At 67.8% G+C, this 16,180-nt stretch carries 30 protein-coding genes; 18 read left to right on the forward strand and 12 right to left on the reverse strand.

Features of this window, described 5'->3' with window-relative positions:
* Positions 1 to 2 precede the first annotated feature (2 nt).
* The 12 genes from J5Y10_RS04920 to J5Y10_RS04970 all read left to right on the forward strand — a co-directional run bounded on the left by J5Y10_RS04920 (position 3) and on the right by J5Y10_RS04970 (position 7,141).
* Complete coding sequence (locus J5Y10_RS04920) at positions 3 to 2,714, forward strand: DNA methyltransferase (protein WP_209371359.1); 2,712 nt, start codon at positions 3 to 5, stop codon at positions 2,712 to 2,714.
* Positions 2,711 to 3,184, forward strand: a complete 474-nt coding sequence (locus J5Y10_RS04925; protein WP_209371362.1) for a hypothetical protein — start codon at positions 2,711 to 2,713, stop codon at positions 3,182 to 3,184. The genes J5Y10_RS04920 and J5Y10_RS04925 overlap by 4 nt, the downstream gene beginning before the upstream one ends.
* Complete coding sequence (locus tag J5Y10_RS28350) at positions 3,181 to 3,309, forward strand: hypothetical protein (protein ID WP_280854889.1); 129 nt, start codon at positions 3,181 to 3,183, stop codon at positions 3,307 to 3,309. The genes J5Y10_RS04925 and J5Y10_RS28350 overlap by 4 nt, the downstream gene beginning before the upstream one ends.
* Complete coding sequence (locus J5Y10_RS04930) at positions 3,306 to 3,545, forward strand: hypothetical protein (RefSeq protein ID WP_209371364.1); 240 nt, start codon at positions 3,306 to 3,308, stop codon at positions 3,543 to 3,545. The genes J5Y10_RS28350 and J5Y10_RS04930 overlap by 4 nt, the downstream gene beginning before the upstream one ends.
* Positions 3,542 to 4,060, forward strand: a complete 519-nt coding sequence (locus J5Y10_RS04935) for a hypothetical protein (RefSeq protein ID WP_209371366.1) — start codon at positions 3,542 to 3,544, stop codon at positions 4,058 to 4,060. Before J5Y10_RS04930 ends, J5Y10_RS04935 begins: the two co-directional genes overlap by 4 nt.
* Positions 4,061 to 4,123: 63 nt before the next feature.
* Positions 4,124 to 4,807, forward strand: coding sequence for a hypothetical protein (locus J5Y10_RS04940; protein ID WP_209371368.1), 684 nt, complete (start codon positions 4,124 to 4,126; stop codon positions 4,805 to 4,807).
* Positions 4,804 to 5,493, forward strand: coding sequence for a hypothetical protein (locus J5Y10_RS04945; RefSeq protein WP_209371370.1), 690 nt, complete (start codon positions 4,804 to 4,806; stop codon positions 5,491 to 5,493). The genes J5Y10_RS04940 and J5Y10_RS04945 overlap by 4 nt, the downstream gene beginning before the upstream one ends.
* The gene (locus J5Y10_RS04950; protein WP_209371372.1) at positions 5,490 to 5,678 is read left to right on the forward strand and encodes a hypothetical protein; all 189 of its coding nucleotides are present in this window, start codon (positions 5,490 to 5,492) and stop codon (positions 5,676 to 5,678) included. The genes J5Y10_RS04945 and J5Y10_RS04950 overlap by 4 nt, the downstream gene beginning before the upstream one ends.
* Complete coding sequence (locus J5Y10_RS04955; protein WP_209371374.1) at positions 5,675 to 6,019, forward strand: hypothetical protein; 345 nt, start codon at positions 5,675 to 5,677, stop codon at positions 6,017 to 6,019. The genes J5Y10_RS04950 and J5Y10_RS04955 overlap by 4 nt, the downstream gene beginning before the upstream one ends.
* Positions 6,020 to 6,310: a hypothetical protein gene (locus J5Y10_RS04960; protein ID WP_209371376.1), complete on the forward strand. Its 291-nt coding sequence runs from the start codon at positions 6,020 to 6,022 to the stop codon at positions 6,308 to 6,310.
* Between the two features lie 50 nt (positions 6,311 to 6,360).
* A complete protein-coding gene (locus J5Y10_RS04965) occupies positions 6,361 to 6,828 on the forward strand; it encodes a hypothetical protein (RefSeq protein WP_209371378.1) in 468 nt (155 codons plus the stop codon).
* 46 nt (positions 6,829 to 6,874) lie between these two features.
* Positions 6,875 to 7,141: a helix-turn-helix transcriptional regulator gene (locus J5Y10_RS04970; RefSeq protein ID WP_209372219.1), complete on the forward strand. Its 267-nt coding sequence runs from the start codon at positions 6,875 to 6,877 to the stop codon at positions 7,139 to 7,141.
* Here the strand turns inward: J5Y10_RS04970 and J5Y10_RS04975 are convergent.
* Complete coding sequence (locus tag J5Y10_RS04975; RefSeq protein WP_209371381.1) at positions 7,059 to 8,369, reverse strand: tyrosine-type recombinase/integrase; 1,311 nt, start codon at positions 8,367 to 8,369, stop codon at positions 7,059 to 7,061. The genes J5Y10_RS04970 and J5Y10_RS04975 overlap by 83 nt on opposite strands.
* Positions 8,370 to 8,742: 373 nt before the next feature.
* Between J5Y10_RS04975 and J5Y10_RS04980 the strand changes: the two genes are divergently transcribed.
* Both J5Y10_RS04980 and J5Y10_RS04985 read left to right on the forward strand, forming a co-directional pair.
* The gene (locus J5Y10_RS04980) at positions 8,743 to 9,057 is read left to right on the forward strand and encodes a hypothetical protein (RefSeq protein WP_209371383.1); all 315 of its coding nucleotides are present in this window, start codon (positions 8,743 to 8,745) and stop codon (positions 9,055 to 9,057) included.
* Positions 9,038 to 9,373, forward strand: a complete 336-nt coding sequence (locus J5Y10_RS04985; RefSeq protein ID WP_209371385.1) for a hypothetical protein — start codon at positions 9,038 to 9,040, stop codon at positions 9,371 to 9,373. The genes J5Y10_RS04980 and J5Y10_RS04985 overlap by 20 nt, the downstream gene beginning before the upstream one ends.
* Here J5Y10_RS04985 and J5Y10_RS04990 read toward each other — a convergent pair.
* Positions 9,366 to 9,542 (reverse strand): YlcI/YnfO family protein, encoded by a 177-nt coding sequence (locus J5Y10_RS04990; RefSeq protein ID WP_209371387.1) that lies wholly within the window; start codon positions 9,540 to 9,542, stop codon positions 9,366 to 9,368. The genes J5Y10_RS04985 and J5Y10_RS04990 overlap by 8 nt on opposite strands.
* Positions 9,543 to 9,658: 116 nt before the next feature.
* On the opposite strand from J5Y10_RS04990, the gene J5Y10_RS04995 reads away from it, so the two are divergent.
* Positions 9,659 to 9,883 (forward strand): hypothetical protein, encoded by a 225-nt coding sequence (locus J5Y10_RS04995; RefSeq protein WP_209371389.1) that lies wholly within the window; start codon positions 9,659 to 9,661, stop codon positions 9,881 to 9,883.
* On the forward strand, positions 9,880 to 10,143 hold the full coding sequence (locus J5Y10_RS05000) for a hypothetical protein (protein ID WP_209371391.1): 264 nt from the start codon (positions 9,880 to 9,882) through the stop codon (positions 10,141 to 10,143). Before J5Y10_RS04995 ends, J5Y10_RS05000 begins: the two co-directional genes overlap by 4 nt.
* A 437-nt stretch (positions 10,144 to 10,580) precedes the next feature.
* Here J5Y10_RS05000 and J5Y10_RS05005 read toward each other — a convergent pair whose 3' ends face one another.
* Complete coding sequence (locus J5Y10_RS05005; protein WP_209371392.1) at positions 10,581 to 10,892, reverse strand: helix-turn-helix domain-containing protein; 312 nt, start codon at positions 10,890 to 10,892, stop codon at positions 10,581 to 10,583.
* 303 nt (positions 10,893 to 11,195) lie between these two features.
* On the opposite strand from J5Y10_RS05005, the gene J5Y10_RS05010 reads away from it, so the two are divergent.
* Positions 11,196 to 11,360, forward strand: a complete 165-nt coding sequence (locus J5Y10_RS05010) for a hypothetical protein (RefSeq protein WP_209371394.1) — start codon at positions 11,196 to 11,198, stop codon at positions 11,358 to 11,360.
* 241 nt (positions 11,361 to 11,601) lie between these two features.
* On the opposite strand, the gene J5Y10_RS05015 is transcribed toward J5Y10_RS05010, so the two are convergent.
* The 6 genes from J5Y10_RS05015 to J5Y10_RS28355 form a co-directional block, all read right to left on the reverse strand.
* Positions 11,602 to 11,775 (reverse strand): hypothetical protein, encoded by a 174-nt coding sequence (locus J5Y10_RS05015; RefSeq protein ID WP_209371397.1) that lies wholly within the window; start codon positions 11,773 to 11,775, stop codon positions 11,602 to 11,604.
* A 45-nt stretch (positions 11,776 to 11,820) separates the two neighbouring features.
* Positions 11,821 to 11,985, reverse strand: a complete 165-nt coding sequence (locus J5Y10_RS05020; RefSeq protein ID WP_209371399.1) for a hypothetical protein — start codon at positions 11,983 to 11,985, stop codon at positions 11,821 to 11,823.
* A 41-nt stretch (positions 11,986 to 12,026) separates the two neighbouring features.
* Positions 12,027 to 12,818, reverse strand: a complete 792-nt coding sequence (locus J5Y10_RS05025; RefSeq protein ID WP_209371401.1) for a glycoside hydrolase family 19 protein — start codon at positions 12,816 to 12,818, stop codon at positions 12,027 to 12,029.
* Positions 12,815 to 13,009: a hypothetical protein gene (locus J5Y10_RS05030; protein ID WP_209371403.1), complete on the reverse strand. Its 195-nt coding sequence runs from the start codon at positions 13,007 to 13,009 to the stop codon at positions 12,815 to 12,817. The genes J5Y10_RS05025 and J5Y10_RS05030 overlap by 4 nt, the downstream gene beginning before the upstream one ends.
* Before the next feature lie 119 nt (positions 13,010 to 13,128).
* A complete protein-coding gene (locus J5Y10_RS05035; RefSeq protein WP_209371406.1) occupies positions 13,129 to 13,476 on the reverse strand; it encodes a Pam3-gp28 family putative phage holin in 348 nt (115 codons plus the stop codon).
* 364 nt (positions 13,477 to 13,840) lie between these two features.
* Entirely contained in the window at positions 13,841 to 13,969 is a 129-nt protein-coding gene (locus tag J5Y10_RS28355; protein ID WP_280854900.1) for a hypothetical protein, read from the reverse strand.
* A gap of 279 nt (positions 13,970 to 14,248) precedes the next feature.
* Here J5Y10_RS28355 and J5Y10_RS05040 point away from each other — a divergent pair, with 279 nt between their 5' ends.
* Positions 14,249 to 14,431, forward strand: a complete 183-nt coding sequence (locus tag J5Y10_RS05040) for a hypothetical protein (RefSeq protein ID WP_209371409.1) — start codon at positions 14,249 to 14,251, stop codon at positions 14,429 to 14,431.
* A 45-nt stretch (positions 14,432 to 14,476) separates the two neighbouring features.
* Here J5Y10_RS05040 and J5Y10_RS05045 read toward each other — a convergent pair whose 3' ends face one another.
* The 3 genes from J5Y10_RS05045 to J5Y10_RS05055 are packed head-to-tail and all read right to left on the reverse strand — an operon-like array spanning position 14,477 to position 16,174.
* A complete protein-coding gene (locus tag J5Y10_RS05045; RefSeq protein WP_209371411.1) occupies positions 14,477 to 14,962 on the reverse strand; it encodes a hypothetical protein in 486 nt (161 codons plus the stop codon).
* On the reverse strand, positions 14,959 to 15,387 hold the full coding sequence (locus J5Y10_RS05050) for a hypothetical protein (protein WP_209371413.1): 429 nt from the start codon (positions 15,385 to 15,387) through the stop codon (positions 14,959 to 14,961). Before J5Y10_RS05050 ends, J5Y10_RS05045 begins: the two co-directional genes overlap by 4 nt.
* 28 nt (positions 15,388 to 15,415) lie before the next feature.
* Complete coding sequence (locus tag J5Y10_RS05055) at positions 15,416 to 16,174, reverse strand: hypothetical protein (RefSeq protein WP_209371414.1); 759 nt, start codon at positions 16,172 to 16,174, stop codon at positions 15,416 to 15,418.
* Between the last annotated feature and the right edge of the window lie 6 nt (positions 16,175 to 16,180).

Genomic DNA, 16,180 nt, shown 5'->3' on the forward strand with positions numbered 1-16,180 from the left:
CCATGCACAGCCCAGGATACCCCTTCCCCGTCGTCTCGGCCGCGCAGTCCTTCGCCGCGGAGGACCTGTCCACCGACGCCTACCTCTCCTTCCTCGCCGCGAAGGTGGTGAAGGCCGAGGACCAGGGCATCGAGATCTCGGCCGAGGCGCTGAACCCGATCCTCAAGCCCCACCAGGGCGACATCACCGGCTGGGCGGTCCGCAAGGGCCGGGCCGCCATCTTCGCCAGCTTCGGCCTGGGCAAGAGCGTCATGCAGCTGGAGTGGCTGCGCCTGGTGCTCGCCGCGGTTGGCCCCGCGGCGCGCGGGCTGATCGTCCTGCCTCTGGGCACCCGTCAGGAGCTGATCCGCGACGCCGGGATGCTCGGCATCCCCGTGAGATTCGTCCGGTCCAGCGCGGAGGTGGACGAGCCCGGGATCTACCTGACCAACTACGAGAGCGTGCGGGAGGGCAAGCTGGACCCGGCGCTCTTCGCCGCGATCAGCCTGGACGAGGCCGCCATCCTGCGCGGCTTCGGCGGCAGCAAGACCTTCCGGGAGCTGATGGCGCAGTTCGCGGTCACCCAGTACCGCCTCGTCGCCACCGCGACGCCCAGCCCGAACGACTACATCGAGCTGCTGGCCTATGCCGCCTTCCTGGCCGTTATGGAGGTGGCCGAGGCGAAGACCCGGTTCTTCAAGCGCGACAGCAGCAACGCCGACAAGCTGACCCTGCACCCGCACAAGGAGGCCGAGTTCTGGGAGTGGGTCTCGACCTGGGCGGTGTTCATCACCGAACCTGCGGACCTGGGCTACGACAACGCCGGCTACGAGCTGCCGCCGGTGGAGGTGCACTGGCACGAGGTGCAGACCGACCACGGCGAGGCCGGCGCCGAGCGCGACGGGCAGCTGAGGATGTTCCGGGAGGCGTCGATCGGCGTCAGCGAGGCGGCGTCCGAGAAGCGGTCCAGCCTGCCGGCCCGGATCGAGAAGATGACCGAGCTGCGGGCCCTGGACCCGGGGGCGCACCGGATCCTCTGGCACGACCTGGAGGACGAGCGGCGCGCCATCGAGGCCGCGGCGCCGGAGAGCACCTCCATCTATGGCTCCCAGGACCTGGACGAGCGCGAGGCCGCGGTGATCGCGTTCTCGGACGGGAAGATCCCGGAGCTGGCGGCGAAGCCCTCCATCGCCGGCACCGGCTGCAACTTCCAGCGCCACTGCGCCCACGCGATCTTCCTGGGCATCGGCCATAAATTCCACGACTTCATCCAGGCCTACCACCGGATCGTGCGCTTCGGGCAGGAGCACGACGTGCGGATCGACCTGATCTACACGGAGGCAGAGCGCGACATCCGGCGGAACCTGGAAGCGAAGTGGGCTCGGCACGTCGAGATGGTCGGGCGCATGCGCGAGATCGTCCGCCGCTACGGCCTGGCCAGCAACATCCAGCGCGAGACCCTGCAGCGATCCATGGGCGTGAGGCGGCAGGAGGCGAAGGGCGAGGCCTGGCGGCTGATCAACAACGACTGCGTGCTGGAGACGGCCGCCATGGCCGAGAACACCGTGGACCTGATCGTCACCAGCATCCCCTTCGCCACCCAGTACGAATACACGCCCACCTTCAACGACTTCGGCCACACCGACGACAACGGCCATTTCTGGCGGCAGATGGACTTCCTCTCCGCCCAGCTGCTGCGGGTCCTGCGCCCCGGGCGGGTCGCGGCGATTCACGTCAAGGACCGGATTGTCCCGGGCGGGCTGACCGGGCTCGGGTTCCAGACCCTGAGCCCATTCCACGCCGAGGCGATCTTCCACTACCAGCGCCACGGCTTCGCCTTCCTCGGCATGAAGACGATCACCACCGACGTGGTCCGGGAGAACAACCAGACCTATCGCCTGGGCTGGTCGGAGCAGTGCAAGGACGGGACCCGGATGGGCTGCGGGGTGCCGGAATACCTCCTCCTGTTCCGCAAGCCGCCCAGCGACCCCAGCCGCGGCTATGCGGACGTGCCGGTGGTGAAGGCCAAGCCCCACTGCACCGACAGCGAGGGCGTAGTCCGGCCCTTCGACAAGGAGGACAACTGGAAGCACCCGGTGCCCGGTACCGGCTACAGCCGCGCCGGCTGGCAGCTGGACGCGCACGGCTATGCCAGGTCCTCGGGGAACCGGCTCCTCTCCAGCGACGAGCTGCGGAACCTGCCGCACGAGCAGCTCTACAAGTGGTGGGAGGCGAGGCTCACCGGCGACCGGGTCTATGACTTCCGCGAGCACCTGGACCTGTCCGAGCGCCTGGACGAAATGGAGCGGCTGCCCAGCACCTTCATGCTCTGGCCGCCCCACTCCGTGCACCCTGACGTCTGGACCGACGTCACGCGCATGCGGACCCTGAACGCGGCGCAGTACCAGCGCGGCGCCGAGATGCACCTCTGCCCGCTGCAGTTCGACATCGTGGAGCGGGTCATCAACCAGTTCTCTATGCCGGGGGAGACGGTCTTCGACCCCTTCGCCGGCATCGGGACGGTGCCGCTGCTGGCGGTGCAGGCCGGGCGGAGAGGCCTCGGAACGGAGCTGTCTGCGCGGTACTGGCGCGACGCGGTGGCCTACCTCACCGCCGAGGACCAGGCCGCCGCCATCCCGGCGCTGTTCGACGCCGAGGCGCTCGCCACGCCGCACCCGGATCAGCCCCGGGCGCGCGAGATGGCTGGGGCCCAGGGCGGGGAGCGGGTGGCATGAGCCGCATCCTCTCCGCGCTCCGCCGGCGCGTCGCCGATCGCCGGCCGCCCGACTTCGTCATCGGGGGTGAGGAGCAGCCCTACCTGCGGCGCTGGTGGGTGATCCCGCGCAACCGCTTCTTCAACGTCTACCTGCACCACTTCCTGCGGTCCGACGACGATCGGGCGCTGCACGACCACCCCTGGTGGAACGTCTCCCTGCTGCTGGAGGGGAGCTACCTCGAGCACACCCCTGACGGCGTGTTCCTGCGCAAGCCGTGGGCCCTCTACTCCCGGCGTCCCGAGGCGCTCCACCGCGTGCAGCTGCTGGGGACCGCCCAGAGCGAGCGCCCGGTTTGGACGCTCTTCATCACCGGCCCGCGCGTGCGGGACTGGGGCTTCGCCTGCCCGAAGGGTTGGGTGCCCTGGCAGGTCTTCACCGCGGCCCGCGACGGGCGAAAGGGTGAACTCGGGCAGGGGTGCGGGGAATGAGGGGCCGCGAGACCCTGGCCTGGCTGGGCGCCTTCGCCGGCACCATCGCGGCGCCGCTCCTCTTCGCGGAGGTGTTCCTCAACCTGCAGGTGATCCTGCGCGCGCTGCTGCGGGGTGCCCTATGAGCGCCACCGCTACCGCGCCGCGGATCAAGAGCAACGCGGAGACCCGTGCGGACGAGATCGTGGCCGCCTACGAGCGCTGCACGAACGCCCAGCAGGTCCTCCTCACCATGGACCGGGCCGTGCGGTCCATGGACGCCCTCCGCCAGCTCGCCGACCAGACCCACTGGGAGCGCTGCGACGCCGCCCGCGCCGAGGCCTTCCGCCTGCACGTACCCCCGCCGGAGGACACCCCATGATCGGCAACGCCCGCCCGCCGGTGCCGCGTCTCCCGGTACCGAAGCGCGCCCCGGACGTGCCGGAGGTCATCCGCTGGGACGGCAAAGTCCCGGCCGAGCACCGGGGCGCCTTCGCCCACAAGATCATCACCGAGTTCGGCCAGCCGCTGGCGGCCCGCTGGAGCATCGACCAGATCTCGCCCGATGGCGGCTACTGGTGGATCGAGGGCAGGCAGACGGTGCTCTACCCCCGGCAGGTCTCGACCAACGGCTGGGCCTATGGCGGGCCGCTGCTCGATGAGCCTCACCGGGAGCTGAACGCCCGGGTGGAGCGCGAGGCCCACCAGCTCTTCCTGGCGGTGCAGGCCCTCAAGGAATCGCCGCTGGTCCGGCGCCTCATCCAGCTGCGGCGCACGCCGGAGTTCGGCGCCCTGCTCGACACCTGGATGAATACGAAGCGGGCGAAGGACGCGCGCGTGATCGCCGGGCACCCCGCCAGCGCAGAGATCGAGGAGACCTCCGGCAATGTCCGCTGACATGACCCGCGGCCTCCGGGTGTTCGGGGTGTTTCTGCCGCTGCCGGGTGGGAGGGGGTGGCTGTGATCCATCACCACGGCCTCCCCATCACGCCCCTGTCCGCGCTCTACGAACTGGCCGGACGGCACTTCTTTGTGTCGTTCGCCCGCCCGGATCAGGTCCGCCAGGCCCACAGCATCGGCCAGTCGGTCGCGCTGGACAACGGAGCCTTCAGCGCATGGAAGCGCGGCTACCAGCCCGACTGGGCAGGCTTCTACGCCTGGACCGATCAGTGGCTCGCCTACCCAACGACCTGGGCGGTCATCCCGGACGTGATCGATGCCGGCACCCAGGAGCAGGACGCGCTGCTGCGCGAGTGGCCGCACGGCAAGCGCCAAGCTGCCCCGGTCTGGCATCTGGACGAGCCGATCAGCCGCCTGCTGCGGCTCTGCGACGAGGGCTGGTCGCGGGTCTGCATGGGCAGCACCGCCGAATACGCCGACGTGCTGTCCGACGCATGGGAGCGGCGCATGGACGAGTGCTGGAACGAGATAGCCCGCACCTTCGCCCGCACGCCGCCAATTCACATGCTGCGTGGCCTACAGCTCAGCGGCAATCGGTGGCCCTTCGCGAGCGTGGACAGCACCGACATCGCCCGCAACCACAACCGGCCCGGCAACACGCCACGGGCCATGGCTGACCGCTGGGACGCCATGCAGTGCCCCGCCCGCTGGACGGTCCGTGCTGAGCAGGAGGAGTTGGTATGACCCCCGAGACAACCCCGCCCCCCACCACCCAGCCGGTTCGGCCCTCGCGCGAGGGGGTGTTCGAGCGCACCAGCGATGGTGAGATCGCGTGGGACCCCGCCTTCTTCGTGGAGGTGCGCCAAGCAATCCACGATGCGCGCTTCCTCCGTTGCGGACAGGAGCCGGCACGCATGGACAATAGCGACCAGCGATATGCCGACGCTCTGGCAAGTGCCGCCCTGGCCGTGATTGCTGAGCGTATCGCCACCCCCGCTCCGTCACAGAATCAGACGCGCGGCGCCAGTAACCTCGGATCAGCATGCCAGGGTGAATGCGCCGCGTCAGGTCAGGGAGGCGTGTCAGCAGCAGCGGTAGGCGCCTCCCTGACCGCCCCCGCTCCGCCGCTGGGCGAGGCGGCGATGCGGGCTGATGTGCTGGTGGAGGATGGTCTCGGGTCGCCTCTGAATATGGGGTCGCCCGATGCGGCAGCGCGCGATTTGGCGGAGAAGACAGCCGCCTACCGTGCACTGCGCCAGCCCATGATGGGCGATGTGAAGTCGCTCAAGAAGCGCGAGCGGCAGGAACGCGAGGCGCTGTTCCAACTTGGCGGCGCGGCCCTGCATTGGCTGTGGCACCGCGAGCACGACACCGCCCTCTCCCGCCCCAGCCCAGTCGCGCACGAGGATGGGGAGGTGGGGCGGCCATGATCCAAGCCGTGGTGAGTGAATTGCTGACACTTAAGCTGGCGACCGACGATCTGCTAATCCGCAAGGCGCAGATCGAGGCCACGCTGCGGACAGGCGAGGCAAACTACGAAACGTGTTGGGCGGCCCTTCGCAAGATCAACGCGACGCTACTCGCCCGCGCCGCCCTTCCCGGCTCCCCGTCATGACGGCGCAGAGCGAGGGTGCAGTGCTTCTGGAACTCGCCGCGCGTGTGGAGGCGCTGACGGGGGCGGATTTCGAGACTGACCGCGCAATCGACGTGGTGGTCAGGAAAGGCGGATACTGGTCGCCACCCGCCTACACCGCCAGCCTGGACGCCGCGCTGACGCTGGTGCCGGAAGACGAGCCGGTCACCCTTGGCATGCGCCAGACCAGCACGACGCTGCCCTGGGCTCGCATTGGGAAACCCTGGCATGGCGCCGACACCACAGCCGCCACCCCCGCCCTCGCCCTAACCGCCGCGTCCCTTCGCGCACGCGCCGCCCAGGTCCGCGGGGAGGAGGGGTAGATGAGCGATACTCCGAAGGGCGTTCTTCTTGTCCTGCTGGACGACAGCAGACGCGTGATCGCCAGTGTTAGCGACTTCGACACGAGCACCTACGGGGGCTTCACCCTCCAGCAAGGGCAGCGGATGCGGGCCAAGGACGCGCTGGCACGCGAGGCGGCGCACCGCTTGTGCAACAGCACCTTCGCCGCCGCACTCAGCACGCGCGACATCCAATCCGCGATTGACAAGCTCTGCCGCGCCCAGGGCTGGTCCGTGACTGACATCCCTATCGGCCACACGGAGAACCCCTGACATGGAGCCGACCACCCCCACCCGCGACGATCGCATCCGGCAGGCCCTCTATGGGGAGTGATCTTCGCGAGGCGGACCTCTACGCCCGCCTGAACGCCGCCATCGCCGCCGCGGGCTCCCAGGAAATCTGGTCCCGGGCCGCCGGCCTGCCGCCTACCTACGTGTCCGAGGTGCGCGGCGGGAAGAAGCCCTTCAGCGATCGCCTGCTGGCCGCGCTGCGGGTGCGGCGCGTGGTCTCCTTCGTGGAGCTGAGCCCGGCCGGGGACGCCGGCGACGCGGAGCGGCTGTTGAAGGCGCTCAGCCCCAAGGACCGGCGGACGCTCCTCTGGCTGCCGGCCGATGGCGGACAGCGCAGCCGCCTGGATGCGGTGGCGGGCGAGTGGCGGCCGCTGCTGGAGAACCTGAAGCGGCTGCAGGCCATGCGCCTGGCGGTGAAGACGGCCGAGAGGTGGTCCGCCACCGAGGACGGGCTGAGCCTGCGCGCGGCGCTGGCGGAGAAGGAGGGCACGGATGCCTGATGGGAGCACCTACCCGGCGGACCTGCTGCCATCCGGCTTGGCCGCCATGTCGGATCCATGGCTCAAGCTGCGGGAGGTGGAGCGCGAGGTCGGCCTAAGCCGCTCCGCGATCTACCGACGAATCGCGGCGGCCACCTTCCCGGCGCCTCGCCAGCTCGGTGGCGGAGTTGTCCGCTGGCCCAGCTCCGTCATCGCGGCCTGGAAGGCCGATCGGCCCGCCGAGGACGGCTCTACGCCGCCCGCCGCGCCCGTCGCTGAGGAGGAGCCGCCTCACCGCCGTCGAGGCCGGCCGCGCCGACATCCCGCAGCTTGAGCGGGCGTCGCGGCCCTTCCAGGAGGGTCGCCGCCGGCGCCATGCCTGCCATCAGCAGGCCGGCCCACTCGCAGGCGATCTCTCGCCGCCGCTCCATATGCAGCGCTCGGTTGTAGGCAGCTTCCACCTTGTCCTTCGACACATGGGCCAGCATCAGGTCGATGACCTTCCGGTCGTGCTCGTCCCGGTACCGCCCATTCATGATGGTGGAGAAGGAGGAGCGCCAGCCGTGCGGGACGTGGCGACTGTGGTAGCCGGCCCGGTTAAGCAGATAGCCCATGGCGTTCTCGCTCATCGGCCGGTGGGCGTGCCGCACGTTGGGGAAGAGCAGCGGCCCCCGCCCGGTAAGCCGGTGCACGGCCTGGATCACCTCCACCGCGGCCGGGGACAGCGGCACGACGTGCTCCCGCTTCATCTTCATCCGCTCGGCTGGGATGACCCACAGCGGCTCCGGACCGTCCAGGCCGGACATCTCATCGTAGCGTGCGCCTGACACCTCGCCAGGTCGGACGGCCGTCAGGGCAAGCAGGCGAAGCGCCAGCTTGGTGGTGGGGTGGGCCGCCTCGGCCTCGGCGTCCAGGAGGATCTGCCGAACTTCCGGCAGCGTGGTGAGCGAGGGCTGCCGGCCGCGCTCCACCGTGCGCAGGGCCTTCTTCACCACGGCCGCTGGATCGTCTTTCCCCTGCCCCGTGGCGATGGCGTGGACGAAGACGGCGGACATGCGCTGGCGCACCCGGTGCGCCGTCTCCACGGCCGGACGGCGCTCGATGCGCCGCAGGACCGACAGCACCATAGGGGTCGTAATCTGGCCGATCGGCAGCTTGCCGAGGGTGGGGAACACGTCCGCTTCCAGGCTGCCCAGCACGTCGGCCGCGTGGCGGGCGGTCCACTGGTCCTTGGTGTGATCGTGCCAGGCGCGCGCCACCGCTTCGAAGGTCACGCCCGCGGCCGAGACCGCGGCGACCCTTTCGAGGCGCTTCTGCACGCTGGGATCCCTGCCCTGCGCCACAGCCTTTCGCGCCTCATCCCGCGCTTCGCGCGCCGCCTTCGCGGTAACCGCCGGGTACATGCCGATCGACAGGGTCCGCTCCCGCCCCTCGATCTCGTACCGGTAGTGCCAGAGCTTCGACCCGGAGGGCATGACCTTGAGGTGCAGGCCGCCACCGTCAGGCAGGCGATAGGGCTTATCCGCCTTCTGCGCCGCCTTGATTTCCCGGTCCGTCAGCATGCCCGCCCTCCGTTACCCGGTCCGGCGATGCCGTTGCCCGGTCGCTTACCCGGTTCGTTCGCGCGCTTGGGTGGGACGGGATGGGAAAATCGAGGGCCCGCTAGAGCACCAAACGCGCCAGAGCAGCCCGGATTATAAGGGCTGGTGGGAAAATATGGGAATATAGCGGGAACGGAGAATGGCGGAGGGGATGGGATTCGAACCCACGATAGGACTTGACATCCTATAACGGTTTAGCAAACCGTTGATTCGACCACTTGAACTATAGAAGGCCCGTGTTTACTGGCGTTTTCGTGACGCGAGGAACGCGAACAGGTAGTGAACACGCACACAGGGGTGGCACAATAGGGGACACACGAATCGGGGTCTTCCTGTGCCTGATAGTCTCCCTCCCGTCTCCTACCCCCACCTCTACACCCCACCGCCTTGCTCCACCTGGCCGGCCGACCACCTGCACGCGGTGGGGCAAGCCTACCGCGATGCGGCTGGCCGCGGCCTGGACACGGTGGAGTGCCTGAACCTAGCACGCGCCGCCTACCGGGCCGCGGGCGGGGCCGGCGGCGACGAGACGATCACCGGCATGATTGCGTCCCTATCCGTCGAGCGCGGGGAGTGGCTGTGGGGGCCGATGGACGAGTGGTGGGCGAGGAACGTCGAGGCGCGGGTGAATGGGGTGGACCTGGGGTGACGTGGCCCACAACCACGCCCCCGAGCCGCAGCGGAACCACGTCCTCTCATCACCGCTGGAGAACTACCGCGAGTGCTTCCTAGGCGTCCGCTGCCCCGGCAAGACCTGCCCCGAGCTGCGCTGGCTCCCCCTCGCCCGCCTCGTCCGTGACCACGGCGACGCACGGATGGAGGAAGTGATCGGGCGGCTCCGGTGCGAGTTGTGCCACCAGCGGCCGGCGCGCGTGTCCATCCGGCGGGTTGGGGCGGACGGGGTGTTCCTGCAGTCGGATCTGGTGCTGGACCTGGTGGGGCCGGGGGTGCGGCGGTTTAGGTAGTCGGCTTCTTCTCGGCCTCGCGGCGTTCCACCTCGGCCACGATCAGCGCCTGGATGAAGGATGTCCGGCTTTCCCCCGCGTGCAGGACAGCATCCATCCGGTCGCGCAGCCCGGGCGGGAAGCGGAGCAGGACGGACTTGTCGTGATCGTTCAGCGGAGGGCGGCCCACCCCTGCCCGCCTATCGGATATCAGAATTCCCGTCAAAGGAGCCTCCATAACGGATATCAGCTATTGACGGCGTATAGCGGATATCCGATACTCCGTCCACCAGACAGGAGGCACCGATGCGGTTCATCGACATGACGGACGGGCAGAAGCGCGCAGTGTGGAACCGCCACTTTGCTTCTTCTGCCTATCTCGCTGGTGTCCGCGCCGAACTGACCGATGCCGAGGCTGCCGTTTCCGCCGCCCGCGCCCGTGTCGCGGCTCAGCCCGCCAGCCCCCTCGCGGCCTGCCACCTGCGCCTCGCCGAGGAGCGTCTGGCGCGCGCTCGGGAGGCCGCGCGGTGACCCTCTCCTGCGAAGCCCTCCGCTGCCTGCGGGTGAAGCACCTGCCCATCGGCGCTGACTTCGTGCGCTGCGTCCCGAAGCTGGAGGGGAACAAGCCCTACACCAGCGAGAAGGACAGGCTGAACGCCTGCCTCCGCATCGCCCACGAACTCGCCGAGGATGGGGTGTTCTGGACTTTCAGCGACGAGGTCGGCGGTGACTATGTCCGAGTGAACCGCGGCACCCGCGCCTTTCGCCTCATCTGCGAGATGAAGTCATGACCATCGCCCTGACGGTTCAGGATGCTGCTCGCGTCGTGCAGGAGCTTCTCTCGGCACAGGACGCATTCATGCTGTCACTGGCCAACCGACATCGGAAGGTAGAGGCCCATAGACTTGTTCGGGATCGTTTGCGGAAGGCTGAGGAGGCGGCCTCCGAGTTCGTTCAGAAAGCCTCGGAGCAATCCCATTTGCACGCTCAGAGGTGAGACCCCCTCAGTGTTCCATCAACCTCGTCTGCGCGGCGACAAAAGCCGGCAGCCGGAGCCCCCTGCCCCGCCTGCCGGCTGATGGATGCCCGATCGGAAGGTGGGGCGGGTCAACCTATGATAGGCCGACGCCTCACGCGTATTTTTCCGGGTAAGTCTGTGGACGTTGCGCGCTTGGTGTGGCGGGGGTGCAACTTGGGTGGTGGTGCGTGGCGCGGAACGTGGCCCAATTTAGCGGGTCAGCGCCTCTAGGACTGCATTGAGGCGACGCCGCATCTCCTCGTTCTCGCGCAGTGCCTCCTCGACACTGCCCTTCTGCGGGCCAACAAGAATGTCGTTCGGCGTGACGCCCAGCACTTGGCTGATGCGGACCAGCATCTCGAAGCGCGGCTCGCGCATCCCGAGTTCCCAGCTTGCGTAGGTGGTCTTGGGAACCACTAACTCGGCCGCCATGGACGCCTGGGAGTGCCCTGCGTCCTCGCGATATCCGCGCAGACGCTCAGACCATGAATTGTCTTTGGTGGCGATGACGACGGTCGGCATGAGCGCATAATGGCCGCGTAACGCGTCCGGCGCAAACACAAAAACAGCAAATAGGACGCATATTGTTGTTTACAGATACGCGTTTCGCGTTCATAGTCTCTTCACCGGCCAAGCTTCCCAGGCCGGAAACCCGGTAAGGAGACAGTGAAGATGAGCTTCACCATCACCTTTCGGACTAAGAAATGGGGGAAGGTGACCATCAAGATCACCCTCCACCTCGTCTGGTAGTCTGAACGGAGGGGGCCGGTGCAACGGCCCCCTCCACCGGGACCAAAATAGCCCTGTCGAGTGGAGGTTTCAACGATGTCCTACGCCGACACTGCCGCCCTGCCGCAAGCGCCGAAGCTGGGCTTTAAGATCGAGGTGAAGCGGTCGCCGCCCGAGCCGCCGGACCCGGAGGATCGTCGCCCTTGGTGGCGTCGGGTCTGGGAAGCGATCCGCGACTTCGTGCGGGTCGATGTGAGGTGAGCCCTGAACAGCAAAACGGCCGGCGCGGGAGGTCCCGGCCGGCCGTTTCGGTCCCATCGGGTCATCAGCTCGTACCGAGGTACGGACCTACCCGGGGGAGTATGCTGCGTGCCGGGCTTGATACCGGCTGGACTGCCCAACGAAGACGTGGCCCCGCCCCTACAGTCCTACTCAGTCGCACGTCCATCCGTGCCGCCGCAGCGGAACGAATTTAGCCCCTGGTGGCGGCCATTTCCAGCGCCTACGCGCAGCGCATCGCCTCCCGCATGTCGAGACGCGCGCCCAGCCGACGCCGGAAGCTGCCGATAGCCTCCGCCTCCACGCGATCCTTGCCGTGGCCGTTGACCTTCCAGCCCTTGCACATCTTGCAGCAGGCCCGCCGGTTTCGCGCCCGGCCGCGCTTGTGGTGGGCCATGGCGGCCTCCAGTTATAATTTCGGTTATAAATACAGGGGTGATGTTTACCTGTCGCCCGCCATTTCCAGCGCCTTCCCAGCCTTCCTGAACCGCTTCCAGTAGCCGCGCTTGATCCGCCGCAGCTCGCCGGGGCGCCAGTAGAGTAGCCGGCGGGAGACGCGGGTGAAGGCGTCGCGCTCGTCGCCAGAAATCGTGGGGATGCGGGTCATAGTGGCCTCTGCAAATCGTGCCGAGAATATACAGATCCTATTCAGCCCAGCGCTTTCAACGCCGCCTGATACAGCTTCCACCGCTCCTCGCCGCCGTTCAGCCCGCCGTTGATGCGCCGGGTGAGGCTGTCGAAGGCGATGCGCGAGGTGGCCTTGTCCGCCAGGGCATTGCACCCGGCCTGCTCCCACCACCAAGCGGCCGAGGTGACGGCACCCTCTCGCCCCTCCAGCCACGCGGGCAGCTCGTCCAGGGTCTTGCCTAGCGCCTTCGCGGCCTTGGTGTAGTTGGCCCGTCCAGTGACCTGGATGAGCCCCCGGCCCCGGAAGCGCGAGCCGTCACCGGGCTGGGTGTTGCCGAGGTCGATGCGCCCCTCGTAGCCGGCCTGCGCCTTGGTCGGGCCCCACACCTCCTTCGTGTAGAACCCCTTCAGGCTTTCGTGCCCAACCTGCGCGAGGAAGCACGCCATGCGCTGCCGCCCCGTGATGCCGTAGCGCGCACAGGCTGCATCCATGGCCGGCGCGTAGCCCACCGGATCGGTCCAGCCCAGGGCGCGCAGGACGGGCGAGGTGATGAGCGGGTCCGTCGCGGCCTGACCGGGGGTGTATAGCCCCGGCACCGGCTGCATCGGCGTCTCGGCGGCGGTGAGGACGGGGATGGGGGGCGGGTTTACATCGGCGCTCGAAACCGGGCTTTTGGCGGGTTGCGAGTTTACGTTTCGGCCGATTTGGTTGACATCCGGCGCGGTCTTGTTGGCGGCCGGAACCCCCAACACCGCCCCCGTCTCGCCCGGCTGGCGGTTGAACAGGTTTATGAGCGAGGACCAGAAGGTCATGGCGACACCCCCGCCGCCATGGCCACAGGGGACCGCAGCAGATCCACGCCCTGCCGCTCCATCATCAGCCGCGCCACCTCGCGCGCCACGCGGTCCCAGAAGTCGGGCGGGCATGGAGGTGAGGAGGCCGGCAGGAACGGAGTGGTCTGCGTTAGCGGCAGGCGGGGATCGGGCTGAGCAGCCGTCCCCATCTGCATCTTCGCAGCCAGTTCAGCGGCGCACACCGAGCACATCGCCGGCCCGCCACAGCGCGCCTTCACACCATCCGGTCGGGGCGTGACGTGCCCGTGGCCGACGTTCCCTGCCCCGCTCACGCCCCGCGCTCCCCAAGCCCGGACGGCTCCACCGCGTTCCGCAGCGTGTCTGCCATCCCCTTCACGGTCGCGGCCGTCTCCCGCACCGCCTCCGTCGCCAGGGCGGTCTGATCCAGCGCGCGGGTGACCTGCGGCGGGATGGAAGCCTGGGCCGCCTGCACCTGCGCGTCGGCCACCTGAGCGGCGCGGCGCTTGGCGAGGATGGACCAGACGAGGGCGATCAGCGTCACCAGGGCGCCGATCAACAGATTGGCGTCGTCGGCCGTCAGCCAGCCGCGCGCGATCATGGATCCCGCGACGACCTGCAGCAGGGCGCGCGCGACCGAAGACACGATGGTGTCCATGGTGGTCTCCAGATTTTCAGGGGTGCCCGGGTGCCGCCGGGCGCGGATCTCCGGAAGCTGCGACACGCTCCATGGTGCATTGCAGCAACCATGATCTCGGAGGAGACTTACGGCCCCGTTGATGCTTGGAGCCTGTGCATGTCCCAGTTTGGCGGCCGGACGGCCGAAACCATGCTCGCTGAGTTGGTCCACCACATGGCCGAGATGGTGAAGGCGCAGAAGGAGACGAATGCTCTCCTACATCAGCTCCTCCAGCGACCGACCAACAGGTAGGCCCGCGCAGGGCTACCTCGCTGATGAAGGCGCGAGCGTCGGCGAGCTGCCGCCGCGACCGCCGATTCTCCTCCTCCAGCTCCCCCTCGTTCTACCTGTCGAGGGTGTCCCGCCAAAAGCGGAGAGCACCGAAGGTGGGGAGCAGGGCGGCCAGGCCGGCCAGGCCGGCGAAGAACATGGAGTCGATCGCGACGATCTGCTCGGAGGTGAGGCTAGGCATGTCGGCGCCACAGTCACCTGCAGGCTGTGCATGAAGTCGGCGTTACGGTGTAGCCCCCAATCCACAAACGCTATGCGTGTGGAGCCTTCCGACATGCAGCGCGGGCGAGCAGTAGTTGCGGCACTGCGAACGCTGCGGGCACGCCAAGAGCCACCGGGACTTGCGTCCAGTCCTCCACGATAGGACATCCTTAATTTTAGTGATGCCCAACGACTTGTTGGGCGCGGAGTTAGGCGGCGGCAGCCTTGTTGCCGCTCAACATTCTAAAGACGGAAACTCATGACGAACGACGCTCGTATTGCGCTGATGCAGCGCCTATTAGTGATCGCTATGCGCAATGCATCCGTCGAAGCGATCTGCGAGGCAGCTGCTCTCTCAGAGGAAGCAGGTTCGCCCGAATTAGCAGCGGAACTCCGCGGCATCGTGGTGAACCGAGACGACGCAGAGTTAGGCCTGGGGTAGATGGCCGCACACCAGTGCTAGTTGTGCCGCGCGCTGGGCACGGCCCTACTCGGCGGTGACGCGCCCGCCTTCCTGCCGGCGAGCCATGCGGTCCATCTGCGCCACAAGCTGCTTCAGCGTGGCGTTCATCTCCGGGACCATGTTCGCGACGTGGTCCAGTTTCGTCTCGATCTTGCCCATGGCGAGGGTCAGTCGGCCCTCAACCTCCTTCACCTCCGTGCGAGACGCCATCTCCTTGAGGGCGTCGTTCAGTCCTCGCTGGAGTGTCGCGAGCGTCGCGGCCGTGGCGTTCTGCGCGTCGTGCCGGGACTTACTTTCCTTATCGACGGCAGAGCTCAGCTTGAGGTCAAAATTCTCCTTGAGCTGAGCGATGTCCTTGTTCAGCCCGTCGATCTTCGTCTGGAACTGCGCGTCGCGGTCGGCATTCTGCTTCCGCAAATAGGTATAGACGGTCCAGGCGGCCATGAAGCCGCCGAGGAAGAGGGTGGCGACGGGAAGGAAGATGGCGAGCCATAGGGGCAACGACGTCATCCCTTCCCCTCCCCGGACGGCAGCCAGGCTCGCGTGACCCACTGCATCATCGCCAGGCACAGGCCAATGCCAGCCGCGACGTTCCAAATACCGTTTCCCGAGATGATCCCGACCCGCAAACCGCCCACGATCATGCCGCCACCCCACAGAACCCAGAACAGGCCTGAGAGAGACGTGACGACGGCGCGACGAAGCAGATGGGGGCGAGAGGCGGCCCACAGGAGAGCGGCAGCATCCAACAGCATGAGAGCCCCCCATGCGTTTTCGGGGACCGGGATGCGGCTCAGGTATTGGAAAGTGGGCGCTTTCAGCATCACGTCCTCGGACGCGAGGATGGACGCGCCCGTGATGAGTGACCACAGCGCGAAGCCGGCAACCCAGGTGGTAGGGTCCAGGCGAAGTGCAGCGTTCAGCCGACGGCGCATCACGCCCTCCCTGTGCGAGCGCGGGACATCAGGCCGTGATGCCGACAGTGCCCAGAAACGGGCGGACGTTTCGCGTCAGGACCGCCGCCAGCTCTGCGTCCGTCAGGTAGTCGGAGTAACCGGCGAACATTGCCGCTTCAGATGTGCCCCCATAGTTTCCACTCAGCCCGTCACCGATCCGCTGAGTCCGCACGACCTGCACGAAGCGAGGGCGTGTGTCAGCCGTCACAGCCGAAAGCCCCGTGCTCTCGTTCCGGGCGTTCATGTCCACGCCGGAGCGCCAGCGAAGGCTGTAGATTGCCCAGGTGGCAGGAGTCTGCCCCGTGAGAGCCCCAGCCACGGCCGTAGTCGTGCCGCTGTTCACAACACCCACGTAGCCAACGATCGACGTGGCTGCCGTAGCCACGAGCTGCACGCCGCCGGAAGTGGTCCCGCCGCCCGTCGCATAGTGCCCAAAGAAGGCCGGCCGGGTAGCCGTAGCAGCCAGGGTGTCCAGCGTGCGAAATACCCCGATAATAGTGCCGTTCAGGGCGTCCGTCTGTTGGCGCAGCGACAGGTAGTTCACCCCCGACTGGAACTGGGTCCGGTCGGAGAGGAAGTTAGGGGCGCCCGTAACGAGAGCGTCGCCCACGGAACCATCGCCTCGCCACTGATTGCGGATGGCGGAGGCCTGCCCGCCGGTCATGAAATGCCAGGCACGCAGCCCGCGCGTGACCTCCGGCTCGAAACCGGCCGCGAAGGCGACATTGCCCGGGGAGGTGGGAGTGCTGAAGCTGACGCCGGCCATCGGAAC

Origin of the sequence: Roseomonas indoligenes (genome assembly GCF_017813365.1) — a bacterium.
Classification (GTDB): Bacteria; Pseudomonadota; Alphaproteobacteria; order Acetobacterales; family Acetobacteraceae; genus Roseomonas; species Roseomonas indoligenes.

What these genes read in the sequence shown, in the direction of transcription:
- J5Y10_RS04920 (WP_209371359.1), top strand. Translation starts at nt 3, where the DNA reads ATGCACAGCCCAGGATACCCCTTCCCCGTCGTCTCGGCCGCGCAGTCC.
- J5Y10_RS04925 (WP_209371362.1), top strand. Translation starts at nt 2,711, where the DNA reads ATGAGCCGCATCCTCTCCGCGCTCCGCCGGCGCGTCGCCGATCGCCGG.
- J5Y10_RS28350 (WP_280854889.1), top strand. Translation starts at nt 3,181, where the DNA reads ATGAGGGGCCGCGAGACCCTGGCCTGGCTGGGCGCCTTCGCCGGCACC.
- J5Y10_RS04930 (WP_209371364.1), top strand. Translation starts at nt 3,306, where the DNA reads ATGAGCGCCACCGCTACCGCGCCGCGGATCAAGAGCAACGCGGAGACC.
- J5Y10_RS04935 (WP_209371366.1), top strand. Translation starts at nt 3,542, where the DNA reads ATGATCGGCAACGCCCGCCCGCCGGTGCCGCGTCTCCCGGTACCGAAG.
- J5Y10_RS04945 (WP_209371370.1), top strand. Translation starts at nt 4,804, where the DNA reads ATGACCCCCGAGACAACCCCGCCCCCCACCACCCAGCCGGTTCGGCCC.
- J5Y10_RS04950 (WP_209371372.1), top strand. Translation starts at nt 5,490, where the DNA reads ATGATCCAAGCCGTGGTGAGTGAATTGCTGACACTTAAGCTGGCGACC.
- J5Y10_RS04955 (WP_209371374.1), top strand. Translation starts at nt 5,675, where the DNA reads ATGACGGCGCAGAGCGAGGGTGCAGTGCTTCTGGAACTCGCCGCGCGT.
- J5Y10_RS04960 (WP_209371376.1), top strand. Translation starts at nt 6,020, where the DNA reads ATGAGCGATACTCCGAAGGGCGTTCTTCTTGTCCTGCTGGACGACAGC.
- J5Y10_RS04965 (WP_209371378.1), top strand. Translation starts at nt 6,361, where the DNA reads ATGGGGAGTGATCTTCGCGAGGCGGACCTCTACGCCCGCCTGAACGCC.
- J5Y10_RS04970 (WP_209372219.1), top strand. Translation starts at nt 6,875, where the DNA reads ATGTCGGATCCATGGCTCAAGCTGCGGGAGGTGGAGCGCGAGGTCGGC.
- J5Y10_RS04975 (WP_209371381.1), bottom strand. Translation starts at nt 8,369, where the DNA reads ATGCTGACGGACCGGGAAATCAAGGCGGCGCAGAAGGCGGATAAGCCC.
- J5Y10_RS04985 (WP_209371385.1), top strand. Translation starts at nt 9,038, where the DNA reads ATGGGGTGGACCTGGGGTGACGTGGCCCACAACCACGCCCCCGAGCCG.
- J5Y10_RS04995 (WP_209371389.1), top strand. Translation starts at nt 9,659, where the DNA reads ATGCGGTTCATCGACATGACGGACGGGCAGAAGCGCGCAGTGTGGAAC.
- J5Y10_RS05005 (WP_209371392.1), bottom strand. Translation starts at nt 10,892, where the DNA reads ATGCCGACCGTCGTCATCGCCACCAAAGACAATTCATGGTCTGAGCGT.
- J5Y10_RS05010 (WP_209371394.1), top strand. Translation starts at nt 11,196, where the DNA reads ATGTCCTACGCCGACACTGCCGCCCTGCCGCAAGCGCCGAAGCTGGGC.
- J5Y10_RS05015 (WP_209371397.1), bottom strand. Translation starts at nt 11,775, where the DNA reads ATGGCCCACCACAAGCGCGGCCGGGCGCGAAACCGGCGGGCCTGCTGC.
- J5Y10_RS05020 (WP_209371399.1), bottom strand. Translation starts at nt 11,985, where the DNA reads ATGACCCGCATCCCCACGATTTCTGGCGACGAGCGCGACGCCTTCACC.
- J5Y10_RS05025 (WP_209371401.1), bottom strand. Translation starts at nt 12,818, where the DNA reads ATGACCTTCTGGTCCTCGCTCATAAACCTGTTCAACCGCCAGCCGGGC.
- J5Y10_RS05030 (WP_209371403.1), bottom strand. Translation starts at nt 13,009, where the DNA reads ATGGGGACGGCTGCTCAGCCCGATCCCCGCCTGCCGCTAACGCAGACC.
- J5Y10_RS05035 (WP_209371406.1), bottom strand. Translation starts at nt 13,476, where the DNA reads ATGGACACCATCGTGTCTTCGGTCGCGCGCGCCCTGCTGCAGGTCGTC.
- J5Y10_RS28355 (WP_280854900.1), bottom strand. Translation starts at nt 13,969, where the DNA reads ATGCCTAGCCTCACCTCCGAGCAGATCGTCGCGATCGACTCCATGTTC.
- J5Y10_RS05040 (WP_209371409.1), top strand. Translation starts at nt 14,249, where the DNA reads ATGACGAACGACGCTCGTATTGCGCTGATGCAGCGCCTATTAGTGATC.
- J5Y10_RS05045 (WP_209371411.1), bottom strand. Translation starts at nt 14,962, where the DNA reads ATGACGTCGTTGCCCCTATGGCTCGCCATCTTCCTTCCCGTCGCCACC.
- J5Y10_RS05050 (WP_209371413.1), bottom strand. Translation starts at nt 15,387, where the DNA reads ATGCGCCGTCGGCTGAACGCTGCACTTCGCCTGGACCCTACCACCTGG.
- J5Y10_RS05055 (WP_209371414.1), bottom strand. Translation starts at nt 16,174, where the DNA reads ATGGCCGGCGTCAGCTTCAGCACTCCCACCTCCCCGGGCAATGTCGCC.